The organism is Limnobaculum zhutongyuii (assembly GCF_004295645.1).
Lineage (GTDB): Bacteria > Pseudomonadota > Gammaproteobacteria > Enterobacterales > Enterobacteriaceae > Limnobaculum > Limnobaculum zhutongyuii.
On sequence record NZ_CP034752.1, the window covers coordinates 2,947,004 to 2,961,662 of the forward strand.

Consider the following 14,659-nt stretch of genomic DNA (forward strand, 5'->3'; position numbering starts at 1 on the left):
GAAGTTTGATTTTTAATTCGATTTAGATAACGTTAAAGGCTTGTATTTTGCTTCCCGAAAAAGGAATTGAGCAATGTTCGGCTTTGGTAAAAAGAAAGATAAAGAAATCATTCGGGTTCAGTTTATTGAAAGCGGTCAGGAAAACGCCTTTGCCGCTTCCGAGGTGCCGATTGAACAACTACCTGATACCTTTGAGATCAATACAACTCTGAGCATCGCCGGAGATGAATGGAGCGTGGTGAGCGCTGTGCCACCGCGCAAAGCAGAGTTTCGTAAAACCGGTTCGTTGATTATTACGCTGGCAAAATATGAAGTAACACAAATTGACCCTGCAAAAATCCTCTACAGTTTGCCTACCATCAGCTCGGACTTGCCGGGCGTGGAAGCAGCAGACTCATTGGAAAACGTGTTGGTGGTGTATGAGGACGACTGGCGCCAGTTTGAGTTTCTTTCAGTCCGACTCGAAAATGAAATCCGTCAGGAACTGGAAGATATCCTTAACATCTACCAGACCCAGCATAATGGTTCTGGTTTTAAACAACTTCACGTTCGTCGTCGGGTTGATATACCACTACCAGAAAAATCACTTACTCTTGCAGAACTGGATAACGTCTTTAGTCTGGAAAAAACCTATGACGGCATCGCATTCAGCAACGCTGCCGCTACGGTTGTTAACGGTTTTGCCCGACAAACGGTATCGGGTTGGATCTTCTGGGGTCAGACGGATGATAGCGGTTATATCACCACCCTGTGTCTGAGGCCGGGAACACACACGGAATCTGCCACTATCGCCCCGTTAATGGACGACTTTGTAAAACAGCACCAGCTGTTGTTGGTAGATTGGGTGCAGGTATTTCTGTGCGGTGAAAGGGCTGAAAGCTTTGCCCGCTATGATGAGTAACCCATCTTTTGCTGATTGTTCAGGCTGCTATAGCATTAGCGCTATTGGCCTGAACAATTCACCAGCTAATTATTTTCCCGTAAATCATTGTGTTATCCGGCATGATTAAAAAAACATCAAAGGTGATACAAATCACGTCTTGAGTCTTGCTTTTAGCCGCTCTATACTCGGAAAACCGCCATACATAACATTATTAACACGTTTATCTTACAAACGTCTTGCAGGCGATGGATTATCGCCCCTGTTTCTATCATGGACTGGTTCACCGGTTTGCTGCTTGCCTCCGGATTTTCTCTCTGTTTCTAAGCCAAAAATACGTTTTCATCGTTGGTGGTTTACCTGCCCTCAGGTATTCACTCACCGTATGCGTTATATCGGGTGTGCCTTAAGGTAGTAACCAGATAAAGTTATGGAGAAACTATGAGCTCATCATGTATTGAAGATGTCAGCACTCAGGATAATCCGTGGTATCGAATTATCAGTGAGTTACTACAGCTGGCTGATGTTGAAATTAACGGTTCACGCCCGTTTGATATTAAAGTTCACCACCCGCAGTTCTTCAAACGCGTAGTGCAACAAGGTTCCCTCGGTCTGGGTGAAAGCTATATGGACGGATGGTGGGACTGTCAGCGTCCCGATATGCTATTTCATCGTATCCTGCGTTCCGGGCTGGATAAGAAAGTCCCTCACCATATTAAAGATTTCCTGCGTATCACCACCGCCCGTCTGATTAATCTGCAGTCAAAACATCGCGCCTGGATGGTCGGCAAAAAACATTATGATTTGGGTAACGATTTGTTTAACCAGATCCTCGATCCTTATATGCAATACTCCTGTGGTTACTGGAAAGAGGCAGATACGCTGGAACAGGCCCAGCAGGCCAAACTGAAAATGATTTGTGAAAAACTTCAGCTAAAGCCGGGAATGACTCTGCTGGATATTGGCTGTGGCTGGGGTGGATTATCCGCCTATGCGGCGAAAAACTATGGTGTTTCGGTAGAGGGGGTAACCATCTCTGCTGAACAGCAAAAGCTGGCTCAACAGCGTTGTGCCGGGCTGGATGTGACTATTTTGTTGGAAGATTACCGCGACTTGCATAATCATTACGACAGGATTGTTTCGGTAGGAATGTTTGAGCACGTTGGGCCGAAAAACTATCACACCTATTTTGATGTGGTTGCGCGCAACCTGAAACCAAACGGGCTGTTTTTACTGCATACCATTGGTTCGAAACAGACCAAGGTGAATGTCGACCCGTGGATCCATAAATATATCTTCCCTAATGGCTGCCTGCCGTCAGTAACCAATATTGCGCAAAACAGCGAAAAGCATTTTGTCATGGAAGACCTGCATAACTTCGGTGCTGACTACGACCGAACGCTGATGGCCTGGTACAAAGGATTTATTCAGGGATGGAGCGAGCTTTCAGGCAAGTATGATGAACGTTTTAAACGTATGTTTACTTACTATCTGAATGCCTGCGCTGGCGCTTTCCGGGCCAGAGATATTCAGCTGTGGCAAATTCTGTTCAGCCCTAAAGGCGTTGAGGGAGGGATCCGCGTTCCTCGCTAATCTTACGGAATCATCCATGACCATGATAAAAACAAAACCCGCACACCTATTGGTTAACGCGGGTTTTTGTTATTAACTGCCAAACGTTAAGGCGAATTACACCAGACGCTCAATCAGTTTATCCGTTTCCCCTTGCAGGAAATGGATTGGAGCCACTTCAATTACCGTATAGGCACCGCTGCTTAATTTAGTGGTCGCCCGGGCAGCAGAAACTAAAAACTGCGAGGTCAGCGCCGGGTTGTTGATGCGCATGGAATATTCAAACAGTTGATTTTGAGTCTCACCCGATACTCCTTTATGGGTTAAATGCACGCCGTGCCCCATATCTTTCAGGTTATCAACGCAATCAACCTGCTTAACGTGAGTTTCGTCTGAGGCAAAATAGTCATCGGCCTTTAACGTTTTCTCTACCGTGGCAAAATCAGCACCCTGCTCCAGCTCAATATAAACCAGGCGGCGATGCACGCCGGTTCCCATTGGTACCGTTACCGATAGCGCCTCTTTAACCCCAGGAATCGCTCTGGCAGCCACTGAGTGCCCCATGCTCATACCCGGACCAAAGTTGGTATAGGTGATCCCTTTTGGCGCCATCGCCAGCATCAGGGTACGCACAATAGAGTCAGAGCCCGGATCCCAGCCCGCTGCCACAACGGATACCGTATTGTTGGCTTTAGCGATAGGGTCCAGCGTATTTTTTAAATCAACAATCTGAGAGTGAACGTCAAAACTGTCTACGGTGTTGATACCTTTCGCCAGAATTTTCTGAGCCACTTGTTTTATCGCCCGGGTTGGTGAGCAAAGAATCGCCACATCAACATTGTCTAACTTATCAATGTCATCCACTACCTGATAAGCGGCCAGCTCTGCCAGTGGTTCACCCGCGCTGCGGCGTACTACTCCGGCAATTTCAAAATCATCTGCCGCGTTCAGGGCTTCAATCGCATATTTACCAATATTTCCATAGCCGACAACGGCCGCTCTAATTTTTTTAGTCATGGTTATCCCTGTCTCAGTTATTGTTTTAATCTTGCCGTTCTCATTCTTCCACTAACCTAAATGATTAACAAAAGAAAAACCGCCTTAGACTTTAACCAATGTTATCAAATATTCCAAAGCAGAAATAATACTCTGGTTTTATTTAGTCAAAAAAATAACGTTTATTCAGCCATATTATCAGCCGCAGAAGCTATGCTTTGACGAACTCAGAGAGTTATCCAATTCAGATAGTGAAACTATGCCGTTTCAGACCCGCATTTTTAGTTTAAAAAATTATCACTCTGTTAGAGACTATTGGTTGAACAATGCTACAATACGCCGCGTTGTTTCCCCTTCTCACCTGAGTTGAACATCCGTTTTAACGTTTATCTGATAAAAAAGTATTAGGATTTTTTAATGCATCACCATGATGTTACAGAGCGCTCATTATTTTCTCTGAGCTGGCCGATATTTATCGATCTGTTTTTACACTTTTCGACGCTGCTGATTAATATCTATATGGTCAGCCAGGTGTCTACCGCCTATCTTGCTGCGATGGGGCCCGGTAACCTGGTTTTCGATATGTGTATTACCATATTCAGCTTTATCAGCGTTGGGTGTAGCGTTGTTATTGCTCAGTATCTGGGTGCTCGCCATATGGATATGGCAAAGAAAGCGATTCATATTTCCATTGCGTTTAACTTTGTACTCGGTCTGTTCTGTGCGGGGGCCATCTTCTTCTTTGGTTACAAAGCGCTAAATATCATGAATATGCCGGAGCATCTGATGACAGATGGCTTCAACTATCTGCATATTCTGGGTATTTGTCTGATCCCCGAAGCAGTTTCGTTGATTCTGGCTGCCTGTTTGCGGGTATATGGCAAATCTAAAGCCGCCATGTACGTAACGCTGATTGTGAATATTATTACCATCATCGGTAATATTCTGGCGCTGTATGTCTTCGACGCTGGTCTGGTTGGCGTAGCCTGGTCAACGGTATTTGGTCGCGTTATCTGTATTATTCTGCTGGCCTGTTTATTAAATTACGGCTTACGCATTCGCTTTGAAATGAAACTCTTTTTCCACTGGTCTAAAGATCAACTGGGAAAAATTCTGCGCATTGGCTTACCGGCTGCCGGTGAGAATATGGTGTGGATTCTGCAATATATGACCGCCAACGCCTTTATCGGCCTGATGGGTGAAACCTCACTGGCGGCGCAAACCCTCTATTTTCAGATCGCGCTATTTGTCATGCTGTTTGGTATTTCCGTCAGTATCGGTAATGAAATCTTTGTTGGTCATCTGGTGGGAGCAAAACGCTTCGAGGACGCCTATCGTCAGACGTTCCGCAGCCTGAAGCTGGGGGTTGGGGTCACTATTCTGGTGGTCATCGGCTTCTGGCTGGCAGATGTGCATATTCTGCACTTCCTGTCGAAAGATGATGGAATTAATAAGCTGTTGCTGCCGCTGTTTTTACTTTCGGTATTCCTTGAGCCGGGCAGAACCTTCAATATCGTGATGGTGAACGCCCTGCGGGCATCAGGCGATGCTACTTTCCCGTTATATACCGCCATCTTCTTTATGTGGTGTGTCTCGATACCGGTGGGCTATTTCCTCGGTATTACCATGGAGATGGGCCTGGTAGGGATCTGGATCGGCTTTATGTGTGACGAATGGCTACGCGGGCTGGCTAACACCTGGCGCTGGAAATCAAGAAAGTGGCAGGCTAAACGACTCAATATTTAGTCGGCGGTTTCTGTAGCAGGCTTACTCTGATTGTTTGGGGTAAGCCTGATATTCCAATCACATCAACAAAGCGTTTTATTTATTTCCTAAAAACGCAGCTTATCACCAGCACGTCTATTTTTTGTCTTACCTGATAGCGTTGCCTTTAGCATTTCCTGCGATATTGCTCAGTTTTACGTATTATAAGCGTAAAAGTTTCGTAAAACTGATTTGGCTCTCTTGAACAATTTCCTCTAAATGTAATGATTGATGCATGTTCACTCGCTCAGGAATCTCAACATGCTTAAGAAGACACTGTTTATTTTATTATTAGCGGTATCGTTCTGCGCATCAGCAGGGCCGAGGGATCATCGAGACTATCGCGGTTATAAAAGTTATCCAAAGCATTATAATTACAACCGACATAAGCAATATCGTGCTCCATCCCACTATAACTACACACGTTATTATAATCACCGCTATAACCATCGGTATAATCCCGGTATTAGCTTTCAATATCGCTATAACCTGAATAACTATCGTCCGGTATATAAAGGAAATTATCGACCAGCAAACCGGCCTGGCGTATATCACCATCGTGGTGGTCGACCGTCACATCTGCGTTAATTCTGTTATCGATAAAGAGCCTGAACACCATGTCAGGCTCTTTGTTCACCAGCCTGCTTCACAATTCCAATATTCTTGCCCTTCCGGAATAGATTTCCGTTATTCTTTTGCCATAATTTTATTACTGACCGCATAAACAGACAGGATTGTATTATGGTTAAATTCGGATACACCATTGTCTATGTCGACGATGTTGAGAAAACGCTTCATTTCTTTAATGAAGCCTTCAATATGAAAACCCGCTTTCTGCATGATACCGGGACCTATGGCGAGCTGGATACCGGCGAAACCGTTCTGGCGTTTGCTTCTCATGAATTGGGCCATGGTCATTTCCCTGATGGCTATATACCCGCAGGCAGCTCAGAAAAACCGCTGGGTATTGAAATTGCGCTGGTGACAAAAGATGTTCAAACAACCCACAATGCCGCGATTGTTTATGGTTCTACCGAGCTAAAAGCACCAACGGTGATGCCCTGGGGGCAGACCGTCTCCTATGTCAGGGCGCCGTCCGGAATTCTGCTGGAATTATGTAGCCCGATATCCTGATTGATGGCGGCGAATATGCCGCCTCGTTTTCTATTCTGCTTACGGCTTTTCTCTTTTCGATTAATCAGGCAGGTAAGATAATAATGGCATCCGTTTTCATTCTGGGTTAAACCTATACTATCCCCTGATTCTGCTGGCTAAGGATATATTATGAAACTCTATGTCTATGACCATTGCCCTTTCTGCGTGAAAGCACGCATGATATTTGGCATCAAAAAGATCCCTTTTGAACTGGTAACTCTGCTGAATGATGATGAAGAGACCCCATTCGCATGATCGGCCAAAAAATGGCGCCAATACTGGAAAAAGACGATGGTAGCTATATGCCAGAAAGTATGGATATTGTGCACTATGTGGATGAAACGTTTGGCTCCCCGGCTTTAACCGGTAAAACCAACCCGGCCATTGCCGACTGGTTGAAGCAGGTTTCCCCTTATCTCAACAAACTGCTGATTCCTCGCTATGCTCAGGCTGACTTCTGTGAATTCAGAACGCCATCGGCCCGTCAGTATTTCAGCCACAAAAAAGAAGCCATGATTGGTAATTTTGCTGAAGCGCTGGCACAAACGCCGGAACTGATTAAGCAGTTGGAGCAAGACCTTGCCCAACTGGAAAAACTGATTCAATCACCGGCAGCCTGTAACGGTGAGCTGTCGGTAGATGACATTCACCTGTTTCCATCAATCCGGGGAATATCCATTGTGAAGGGGGTAACATATCCGCCTAAAATTGATGCCTATCGTAAAGAGATGTCGAAAATAGCTGGCGTTAACCTGCTGGACAACATCGATCAGTAATTTTGCTTTTAAAATTGGCATCCGGTGATAATCACTTCACCGGATGCTTTATACCACCTGCAGTAAAACCCATTTTTATTGTTCAATTTTTTTGAATATCTGAGTGATTTTTTTCCGCTTTTTATCTTTGTGCTATCGACTAAACTGTTTAAAACGTTAAGGAGGTTTCACATGATTTATTTACGTAAAGCTGATGTACGCGGCCATGCTAATCATGGTTGGCTTGATAGCTGGCATAGTTTCTCTTTCGCTGATTACTACGATCCTAACTTTATGGGTTTCTCTGCACTGCGAGTGATCAATGAAGACAGAGTGGCACCGGGCCAGGGTTTCCCTACCCATCCACATAAAGATATGGAAATACTCTCTTATGTTCTGGAAGGTACTATTGAACATCAGGACAGTATGGGAAACAAAGAGCGCGTTCCTGCTGGTGATTTTCAGATTATGAGTGCCGGCACCGGCGTTCGCCACTCAGAATACAACCCGAGTGATAGCGAACCTCTGCACTTTTATCAGATCTGGATTATTCCCGATCGCAAGGACATTACGCCACGTTATGAGCAGAAGACCTTTACTGCAAAGCATGCGCGTCAGTTGGTCCTGTCTCCTGATGCCCGTGATGGTTCTTTAAAAGTTTATCAGGATATGGAGCTATGGCGCTGGGCGCTGGATGCCAAAGAGACAGCTGAATTCAGTATCAAAGAAGGACGTCGTATCTGGGTACAGGTGGTGAAAGGTGATGTAGAAATCAATGGTGTTCAAGCCTCAACTAGCGACGGTATCGCTCTGTGGGATGAATCAACCATGAATATCACTGTTCATAGCGATAGTGAGATTTTGGTATTTGATTTACCTAAAGTTTAATATTTTGAAACAACTGGTTTGCCATTAGTGATTAATTTCTATCATTAATGGCAATTCCTTTTCAATTCTAAAAAATAATTATTTAGTTAATTATTCAACAATTCAATAAAACCCTTTCAAATCCCACTGGTTAATAATTAAATAAGTAGCCATAGAAAAGCTATATCGTTACTTATAAATACCAAGTAATTACTTAGAAAAATCTAGCTAACCATATAATTAAAATAGAATTTATAGCCATGCTTATTGACATCCTTCACGTTAAATATTATTAATACCGCCGAATGACAAATACTCAACATTAATTATATTTAAGTGCCTTTTGAATAATAAAAATAAGAATTACCTTATTTTTCGTCAGGTAACTAGCAAAGGAATTTCGTTTTAACACAGGGAACAAAATCAGCATGTCGCCCGACAACAACACAATATCGCCAACAACAACTAATACGAAAATAAACAAGAATAATAAGAAAAAAGTATTCACTCTTTATATATTATTGTTGTTTATCATCGGGCTGTCCTCCTTTAGTTATTACTGGTTTTGTCTGAAAGACTACGAAAGTACTGATGATGCCTTTATTGATACCAATATTGCGAAAGTGTCCGCCGCCGTACCCGGTCGGGTAGATCGCATTCTGGTGGAAGATAATCAATATGTGGAAGCGGGTAGCGTCTTGATTGAGCTTGATGCCCGTGACTATCAAAACCTGCTCAATAAGGCCATTGCCGCTCAGAATGTGGCATTAGCACAAACGCCACAGTTACATAATCAGATAGAAGCGCTGGAAGCCAATTTAAAACAGACTCAGGCCAACGTGAAATCAGCAGAGGCTGAGTATCAACGCGATAAAGATGATTATGACCGCTACCAAAAATCTCAGCAAACCTGGAGTCAGAGTCAGCTCAGTATGCAACATGCCGCGTTTAAAGCCAGTGCAGGTCGGTTAGATGCCGCACGCCAGTCGGTTATTTACAATCAGGCCTTGCTCAATAAAGGAAAAGCCGCACTGGAAGAGAACAATGCGCAACTAAAACAGCTGGAAGTCGAAATCGAGAATGCAAAACTGCAGCTGTCCTATACCAAAATTATTGCGCCACAGAGTGGGCATGTCACCAAGCGCAGCGTAGAGCTGGGAAGTTATATCGATCCGGGCAGAACCTTATTATCTGTGGTTTCTAACAACGTCTGGATAACGGCAAATTTTAAAGAGACTCAACTGGCCAATATGCGCCCGGGGCAAGAGGTGGAAGTGGCTATTGATGCCTATCCTCAATATAAATACAGCGCCAAAATAGACAGTATCCAGCGTGGAACAGGCCCGGTATTCAGTATGTTACCGGCAGAAAATGCCACCGGTAACTATATTAAAGTGGTTCAACGAGTACCGGTAAAAATCTTGTTTACCGACCCCAGAATTAATGACGCCGAGCATCCTTTGTCTCCCGGCATGTCGGTAGTGCCTAATGTCCACATCAAGTAATAGCAGTGCGGCGCACCTGCCCCGCTCCGCTGCCGGAAACCGTAGCCCGTGGCTAATGGCCATTATTGCCTCTATTGCCACATTTATGGAGCTGCTGGATTCCACCATTGCCAACGTTTCCCTTTATCATATTTCGGCCTCGCTTAGCGTTTCCTATAGCGAATCGCTGTGGGTATTAACCAGCTATATTGTTGCTAACGCATTAGTGCTGCCGATGAGCGGTTGGTTGTCCAGTACCATTGGCCGAAAACGTTACTATATGTTGAGCATTGCCGGATTTACTATTGGCTCTCTGCTTTGCAGCATCGCCACCAGCATTGAGTTTTTAATTCTTGCCCGGGTACTGCAAGGTTTGAGTGGCGGCGGACTGGCGCCGGTTGAACAATCGATGATCACCGACTCATTCCCGATAGAAAAACGCCCTCATGCTTTTGCGCTGTATGGTATTACCATTCTGGTTGCTCCCGCTATCGGACCGTTTGTGGGCGGGTGGTTAACAGAAAATATGTCCTGGCATTGGATCTTTTTAATCAACGTGCCGATTGGGATTGTTTCTCTGATACTCAGCTATTACTTCATCGTAGAGCCACCACTTCTGAAAGAAGAACGTAAGCAGCGCAAACTACAAAAAAGTAATATCGATTACGTCGGTATTTCATTAGTGATTATCGGATTTGGTACCTTACAGCTGTTTCTTGACCGATATGAAATCAATGACGGGTTCTCGTCCAGCTTTATTTGCACGATGGCCGTTACCGCAGCGGTTTCCCTCAGCTTTCTGGTGATATGGGAGTGGTTCCATCCTCAGCCAATTATGGATATCCGATTGCTGCGCCATCGCAACTTTACCATCAGCAGTCTGATTATCTTCTTAATTGGTTTTCTCAGCTACAGCACCACCCAGGTCCTGCCACAAATGACTCAGGAGCTGTTTAGCTACACGGCGGCCATTGCCGGGGTTATGTTGGGCATCGGTGGTCTTCTGGTGATTATTCCTATGGCGATCGTTGGTGTTATCACCAATAAAGTCGCGTATCCACAATGGTTAGTGGCAATTGGCTTGCTGGGCACCGCTATTTCAACCTGGCATATGTCACAAATGACACTAAACGTGGATTTTGCCACCTTCGTTTGGGCACGTTTATTACAGGTTATCTGGTTTCCGGTAATGTTAATTCCGGTTAGCCTGCTGGCCTATGAAGGGTTACCGGCTAATAAAAGTAATGAAGCCGCGGCTTTTGCTGCACTGATGCGTAATATCGGCGGCAGCGTTGGCCTGACGCTAATGGCAAACATGCTCCATAGCCGAACTAATATGCATTACAGTCGCATCAGCGATCGGGTCACCGAAAGTGTCGATTTAAGCGTGTCGCTGGAAAATATAAAAGAGATCGCCTTCGCTCAAGCCCGATTGCTTAGCTACCTGGATATTTTCTACCTGATGGCGGCAGTGTGCCTGATATTTATCCCGCTGGCATTTTTGTTTAAAACACCAAAGAAACGTAAAAAGAAAGCGAGTTGTGATGTGGGGTATGGGCATCATATTTGATGTGGGGGTGGGAATTGATGTAATTTATTCAGATAATAAAATAGTATGATACGACATGAATATCTCTCTATTTGGGTGAATAGCTTACAATTATATGTTTGTGAAATAAAATCATTACTTCTTTATATTCGATGCTGGTAAATATTTATAAACAGTTGCCAGACTAACATTATAAATCAATGCCAACTCTCTACGAGAGTGACCTTTATTTAGCAATCTCTGTGACTGCTCTATTTGTAAAGTCGATAATCGCCTTGGGCGCCCTCCAATTCGTCCTTGAGACCGGGCAATCGCCAACCCAGCCCGAGTTCGTTCAACAATCAATTCCCGCTCCATCTCAGCTAATGCTGACATCACATGAAAAAAGAACCGACCGGCGGCAGTGCTGGTATCAATATTATCGGTAATACTACTAAAATGTACTCCACGAGCTTTTAAATCAGCAACTAAAGTAATCAAATGGCGCACACTTCGACCAAGCCTATCTAACTTCCAGACAACTACCGTATCACCTTCTTTAACCGTCTTTAACAACTTTTTTAAGCCCGGTCGTTCAGACTTAGTCCCACTAATTTTATCTTCAAAAATCAGCTCACAATTTGCACGATTGAGTGATTCTCGCTGTAAATTAGTCTGTTGGTCATTTGTTGACACCCTTACATATCCAATTAGCACCTATTTTTCTCCTTTTATTTTTGTACAGGATAGTCTCAAAAATGAAAGGGGAAAAATAGATATCTTCTTTAAAACCTTGGTTTATCAGAAGCGGCAAAAAGAGGGGTAGGAACGGGGAAAAATCAAATACCAGATATGAATGCATGGACTGGTATTAAAGGATCGCGGTCATGGAAACGATTCCCAGACGGGACAATTATTCAACGAGGTATTAGCATCGCTGGAACTGCAGGAAACCCAACAACAATTCAGCTTCCCATTTCATTTTCTGATACTAATTATAGTGTGGTTTGTTCATATGATAATGCTCGATCAGGTATATCGACTATCTATTCATTTGCAGCTTTACCGCTAACAGCATCAACTTTTGCATTAATGGGTAGTCTTACCTCTGGCTCTATTTATGCATATTGGATAGCAATTGGTGAGTAATATGAATATTTATTTTAGTCCCAAAGAAAATGCTTTTTATCCTGAATCGGTAAAAAAAATTATCTTGCATCTAATTCCTGGCCTACTGATGTAGTATTAATTGATAATGATATTTTTACAATTTACTCGGGTGAACCTCCATTGAATAAATTACGAGGGATAGAAAATAACCAACCGTGTTGGATTGATTCTCCAATTCAGGCCCCTAAATTGAAGGCTGAATCAGAAAAGCTACAGCGTTTGTCTGAAATTGCGACCACAATTGCGCCATTGCAGGACGCAGTTGAACTGGGAATTGCAACACCAAATGAAACGTTGCGTTATGAGCAATGGAGAACTTACCGAGTATTACTTAATAGATTGGATATATCAAAAGCACCAGATATTGAATGGCCAGATAGGCCCGCTGAGCTATAATAACTTTTTCCATTCCTTCCAGAAAGAAACGATGATTTTGCATAATGTAAAATCAATCAATCGCTTTAGAGTGTAATTATGCAAATTGTAGCGCTGTGTTATCATTTTTTCACTGCGCTACAAAATTAATTAAACATAGTGGGTTAATTGGCTGCTCTTCACATCAAACATGACTCCGTACCCAGAACTGCATCTGAACCTCATTCTTGTTACATTTGATTATGCAGTAAGAATCAAATCACATTAGATAATAATTTCCTCCAATAAAAGTAACGAAGCCGCCGCTTTTGCGGCACTGATGCGTAATATCGGCGGCAGCGTTGGCCTGACGCTAATGGCAAACATGCTCCATAGCCGAACCAATATGCATTACAGCCGCATCAGCGATCGGGTCACCGAAAGTGTGGATTTAAGCGTATCGCTGGAAAATATAAAAGAGATCGCCTTCGCTCAAGCCCGATTGCTTAGCTACCTGGATATTTTCTACCTGATGGCGGCAGTGTGCCTGATATTTATCCCGCTGGCATTTTGTTTAAAACACCAAAGAAACGTAAAAAGAAAGCGAGTTGTGATGTGGGGTATGGGCATCATATTTGATGTGGGGGTGGGAGTTATTTAATACTCATTATAGCGCGGTGTTATTTAATATTATCACCGCGCTATAATTTGCATAGCTAAATTATGAAATCATCAATTAATATCGCATATTGCTAAATTAATCACTCGGCAGTAAAAGAAATTGAAAGAAAGTTTATTATTACTCAATAGGCTTGTCTGGCCATTCAATATCTGGTGCTTTTGTCACATCAATACGACTAAGTAATACACGATATTTACGCCAGGTTGTATATCTTTCAGCCTCTTTATCTGTCGCCATATCGAGTTCTACTGCATCTTTTAATGTATTCAGCGTAGTATCCACCAAAGTTAGCAGCCATGCCTTTTCATTGCGAGCCGCACTAATGAGCTCCTCTCGTGATGGTGGAGGAATATCTACCCAAACAGGCAGTCCATACTCATTTGATGCACGAACTTTACCAACTGGCACATTCCCACTAAAAGCCTCGAACGTTAATTTGTCAACATCTACACCGTCAACAGGCCATGTACCAACGGATTCATATAATGGTTTCATTTCCAATGGGTAAAATGCATTGTTTATCGCGCTGTATAGGAACATTATTTCTCTATCCTCCTTAATAACCAAATGCAATCCAATATACAAGGCTTTCCTGACGAACCCCCAGATTAGCGGTAGATCCTGCCCCCCAAGTACTCAAATAAAATGAACTTGCAGTTTGAGGTGCGCAGGTTGCTACAGTACTCCAAGTCTGATCAATTGAGACACCAACAATATTATAACTGCTCTTTGGAAACGCAATTGGCAAGTTGATTAATGAAGCTGAAAGGCGGTTTGTTTCTGCTCGTCCTGTTTGTAAAATAAAACCTCCCGGCAATTTAAGATATGTACCATTTGCCCCTCCTTTCATGGATATAAACGAGTTCATATCAGGAATCTGGTTTTCACCATCTCCTACCCCCCTTTTTGCCGCTTCTGATAAACCAAGGTTTTTCAGAACCTCGACTGGATCAGCAACATCAGACAAATTTGCACTTTTACTTAACGTTTTAGCAGCAACATCCTGATTAGCCTGCATAGTAATATTGTGCGCTGACTTAACTGCTTTCGAAGTTGCCGCAATATATTCATCATCACTGTTAATCGCATTACTCAATTTCACAATGCCAGATTCAGTGAAAGAAGATGCTGCCGGAGTAAAGTATTTTTTCAAGACGTTATTATTAACTGATTTATCAATAATACCCTGGCGAATAAGCAGCAGATCTTCTGTACTTAAATCCGTTGCTGCGGGCAATTCAGATAAAGTTATTTTCTTTTCATCTAATAATGCTAATAACGCTTGTTCTTGTTCGATTGTTAAAGCCATTTAATTTTCCTTATAAATTTATTCGGTCTAAAAAGATCAATAGAGAACCTGCCGAGAAATTAATTTCTTTGCAAGATATAGATTTTTTAAAGCATTAAGGCTGAGATATTTATCTCAATAAAAAACCTTTTATAATGACTAAT

At 43.1% G+C, this 14,659-nt stretch carries 15 protein-coding genes and 1 pseudogene; 12 read left to right on the forward strand and 4 right to left on the reverse strand.

Translation table 11 applies throughout. The features are described 5' to 3' along the window. Positions 1–73: 73 nt before the first annotated feature. Complete coding sequence (locus tag EKN56_RS13205) at positions 74–901, forward strand: hypothetical protein (protein WP_130592204.1); 828 nt, start codon at positions 74–76, stop codon at positions 899–901. A gap of 420 nt (positions 902–1,321) precedes the next feature. After that, entirely contained in the window at positions 1,322–2,473 is a 1,152-nt protein-coding gene (cfa, locus tag EKN56_RS13210; RefSeq protein ID WP_130592205.1) for a cyclopropane fatty acyl phospholipid synthase, read from the forward strand. Between the two features lie 96 nt (positions 2,474–2,569). On the opposite strand, the gene EKN56_RS13215 is transcribed toward cfa, so the two are convergent. Beyond that, positions 2,570–3,469: a diaminopimelate dehydrogenase gene (locus tag EKN56_RS13215; protein ID WP_130592206.1), complete on the reverse strand. Its 900-nt coding sequence runs from the start codon at positions 3,467–3,469 to the stop codon at positions 2,570–2,572. A gap of 396 nt (positions 3,470–3,865) precedes the next feature. On the opposite strand from EKN56_RS13215, the gene EKN56_RS13220 reads away from it, so the two are divergent. The 7 genes and pseudogenes from EKN56_RS13220 to EKN56_RS13250 all read left to right on the forward strand — a co-directional run bounded on the left by EKN56_RS13220 (position 3,866) and on the right by EKN56_RS13250 (position 11,043). Beyond that, on the forward strand, positions 3,866–5,194 hold the full coding sequence (locus tag EKN56_RS13220; RefSeq protein ID WP_130592207.1) for an MATE family efflux transporter: 1,329 nt from the start codon (positions 3,866–3,868) through the stop codon (positions 5,192–5,194). 279 nt (positions 5,195–5,473) lie between these two features. Continuing rightward, on the forward strand, positions 5,474–5,800 hold the full coding sequence (locus EKN56_RS13225) for a hypothetical protein (RefSeq protein ID WP_130592208.1): 327 nt from the start codon (positions 5,474–5,476) through the stop codon (positions 5,798–5,800). A gap of 153 nt (positions 5,801–5,953) precedes the next feature. Then, positions 5,954–6,346 (forward strand): VOC family protein, encoded by a 393-nt coding sequence (locus EKN56_RS13230; RefSeq protein WP_130592209.1) that lies wholly within the window; start codon positions 5,954–5,956, stop codon positions 6,344–6,346. 150 nt (positions 6,347–6,496) lie between these two features. Beyond that, positions 6,497–7,143: pseudogene (grxB, locus tag EKN56_RS13235) on the forward strand (glutaredoxin 2). Positions 7,144–7,314: 171 nt separating this feature from the next. Beyond that, entirely contained in the window at positions 7,315–8,010 is a 696-nt protein-coding gene (locus EKN56_RS13240) for a pirin family protein (protein WP_130592210.1), read from the forward strand. A 407-nt stretch (positions 8,011–8,417) separates the two neighbouring features. After that, the gene (locus EKN56_RS13245) at positions 8,418–9,494 is read left to right on the forward strand and encodes an HlyD family secretion protein (protein ID WP_130592211.1); all 1,077 of its coding nucleotides are present in this window, start codon (positions 8,418–8,420) and stop codon (positions 9,492–9,494) included. Further along, positions 9,478–11,043 (forward strand): DHA2 family efflux MFS transporter permease subunit, encoded by a 1,566-nt coding sequence (locus EKN56_RS13250; protein ID WP_130592212.1) that lies wholly within the window; start codon positions 9,478–9,480, stop codon positions 11,041–11,043. The genes EKN56_RS13245 and EKN56_RS13250 overlap by 17 nt, the downstream gene beginning before the upstream one ends. Positions 11,044–11,157: 114 nt before the next feature. Here EKN56_RS13250 and EKN56_RS13255 read toward each other — a convergent pair whose 3' ends face one another. Then, the gene (locus tag EKN56_RS13255) at positions 11,158–11,718 is read right to left on the reverse strand and encodes a recombinase family protein (RefSeq protein ID WP_130592213.1); all 561 of its coding nucleotides are present in this window, start codon (positions 11,716–11,718) and stop codon (positions 11,158–11,160) included. 135 nt (positions 11,719–11,853) lie between these two features. Between EKN56_RS13255 and EKN56_RS21720 the strand changes: the two genes are divergently transcribed. The 3 genes from EKN56_RS21720 to EKN56_RS13270 all read left to right on the forward strand — a co-directional run bounded on the left by EKN56_RS21720 (position 11,854) and on the right by EKN56_RS13270 (position 13,186). Beyond that, positions 11,854–12,150: a gp53-like domain-containing protein gene (locus EKN56_RS21720; RefSeq protein WP_130592214.1), complete on the forward strand. Its 297-nt coding sequence runs from the start codon at positions 11,854–11,856 to the stop codon at positions 12,148–12,150. 45 nt (positions 12,151–12,195) lie between these two features. Beyond that, a complete protein-coding gene (locus EKN56_RS13265; RefSeq protein WP_130592215.1) occupies positions 12,196–12,567 on the forward strand; it encodes a tail fiber assembly protein in 372 nt (123 codons plus the stop codon). A gap of 298 nt (positions 12,568–12,865) precedes the next feature. Next, a complete protein-coding gene (locus EKN56_RS13270) occupies positions 12,866–13,186 on the forward strand; it encodes a hypothetical protein (RefSeq protein WP_130592216.1) in 321 nt (106 codons plus the stop codon). 138 nt (positions 13,187–13,324) lie between these two features. On the opposite strand, the gene EKN56_RS13275 is transcribed toward EKN56_RS13270, so the two are convergent. Next, the gene (locus EKN56_RS13275; protein WP_145963889.1) at positions 13,325–13,747 is read right to left on the reverse strand and encodes a tail fiber assembly protein; all 423 of its coding nucleotides are present in this window, start codon (positions 13,745–13,747) and stop codon (positions 13,325–13,327) included. 16 nt (positions 13,748–13,763) lie between these two features. Next, on the reverse strand, positions 13,764–14,516 hold the full coding sequence (locus tag EKN56_RS21025; RefSeq protein WP_130592218.1) for a gp53-like domain-containing protein: 753 nt from the start codon (positions 14,514–14,516) through the stop codon (positions 13,764–13,766). Between the last annotated feature and the right edge of the window lie 143 nt (positions 14,517–14,659).

Coding starts and splice junctions, on each gene's coding strand:
- EKN56_RS13205 (WP_130592204.1), top strand. CDS start 74: ATGTTCGGCTTTGGTAAAAAGAAAGATAAAGAAATCATTCGGGTTCAG.
- cfa (WP_130592205.1), top strand. CDS start 1,322: ATGAGCTCATCATGTATTGAAGATGTCAGCACTCAGGATAATCCGTGG.
- EKN56_RS13215 (WP_130592206.1), bottom strand. CDS start 3,469: ATGACTAAAAAAATTAGAGCGGCCGTTGTCGGCTATGGAAATATTGGT.
- EKN56_RS13220 (WP_130592207.1), top strand. CDS start 3,866: ATGCATCACCATGATGTTACAGAGCGCTCATTATTTTCTCTGAGCTGG.
- EKN56_RS13225 (WP_130592208.1), top strand. CDS start 5,474: ATGCTTAAGAAGACACTGTTTATTTTATTATTAGCGGTATCGTTCTGC.
- EKN56_RS13230 (WP_130592209.1), top strand. CDS start 5,954: ATGGTTAAATTCGGATACACCATTGTCTATGTCGACGATGTTGAGAAA.
- EKN56_RS13240 (WP_130592210.1), top strand. CDS start 7,315: ATGATTTATTTACGTAAAGCTGATGTACGCGGCCATGCTAATCATGGT.
- EKN56_RS13245 (WP_130592211.1), top strand. CDS start 8,418: ATGTCGCCCGACAACAACACAATATCGCCAACAACAACTAATACGAAA.
- EKN56_RS13250 (WP_130592212.1), top strand. CDS start 9,478: ATGTCCACATCAAGTAATAGCAGTGCGGCGCACCTGCCCCGCTCCGCT.
- EKN56_RS21720 (WP_130592214.1), top strand. CDS start 11,854: ATGAATGCATGGACTGGTATTAAAGGATCGCGGTCATGGAAACGATTC.
- EKN56_RS13270 (WP_130592216.1), top strand. CDS start 12,866: ATGCGTAATATCGGCGGCAGCGTTGGCCTGACGCTAATGGCAAACATG.
- EKN56_RS13275 (WP_145963889.1), bottom strand. CDS start 13,747: ATGTTCCTATACAGCGCGATAAACAATGCATTTTACCCATTGGAAATG.
- EKN56_RS21025 (WP_130592218.1), bottom strand. CDS start 14,516: ATGGCTTTAACAATCGAACAAGAACAAGCGTTATTAGCATTATTAGAT.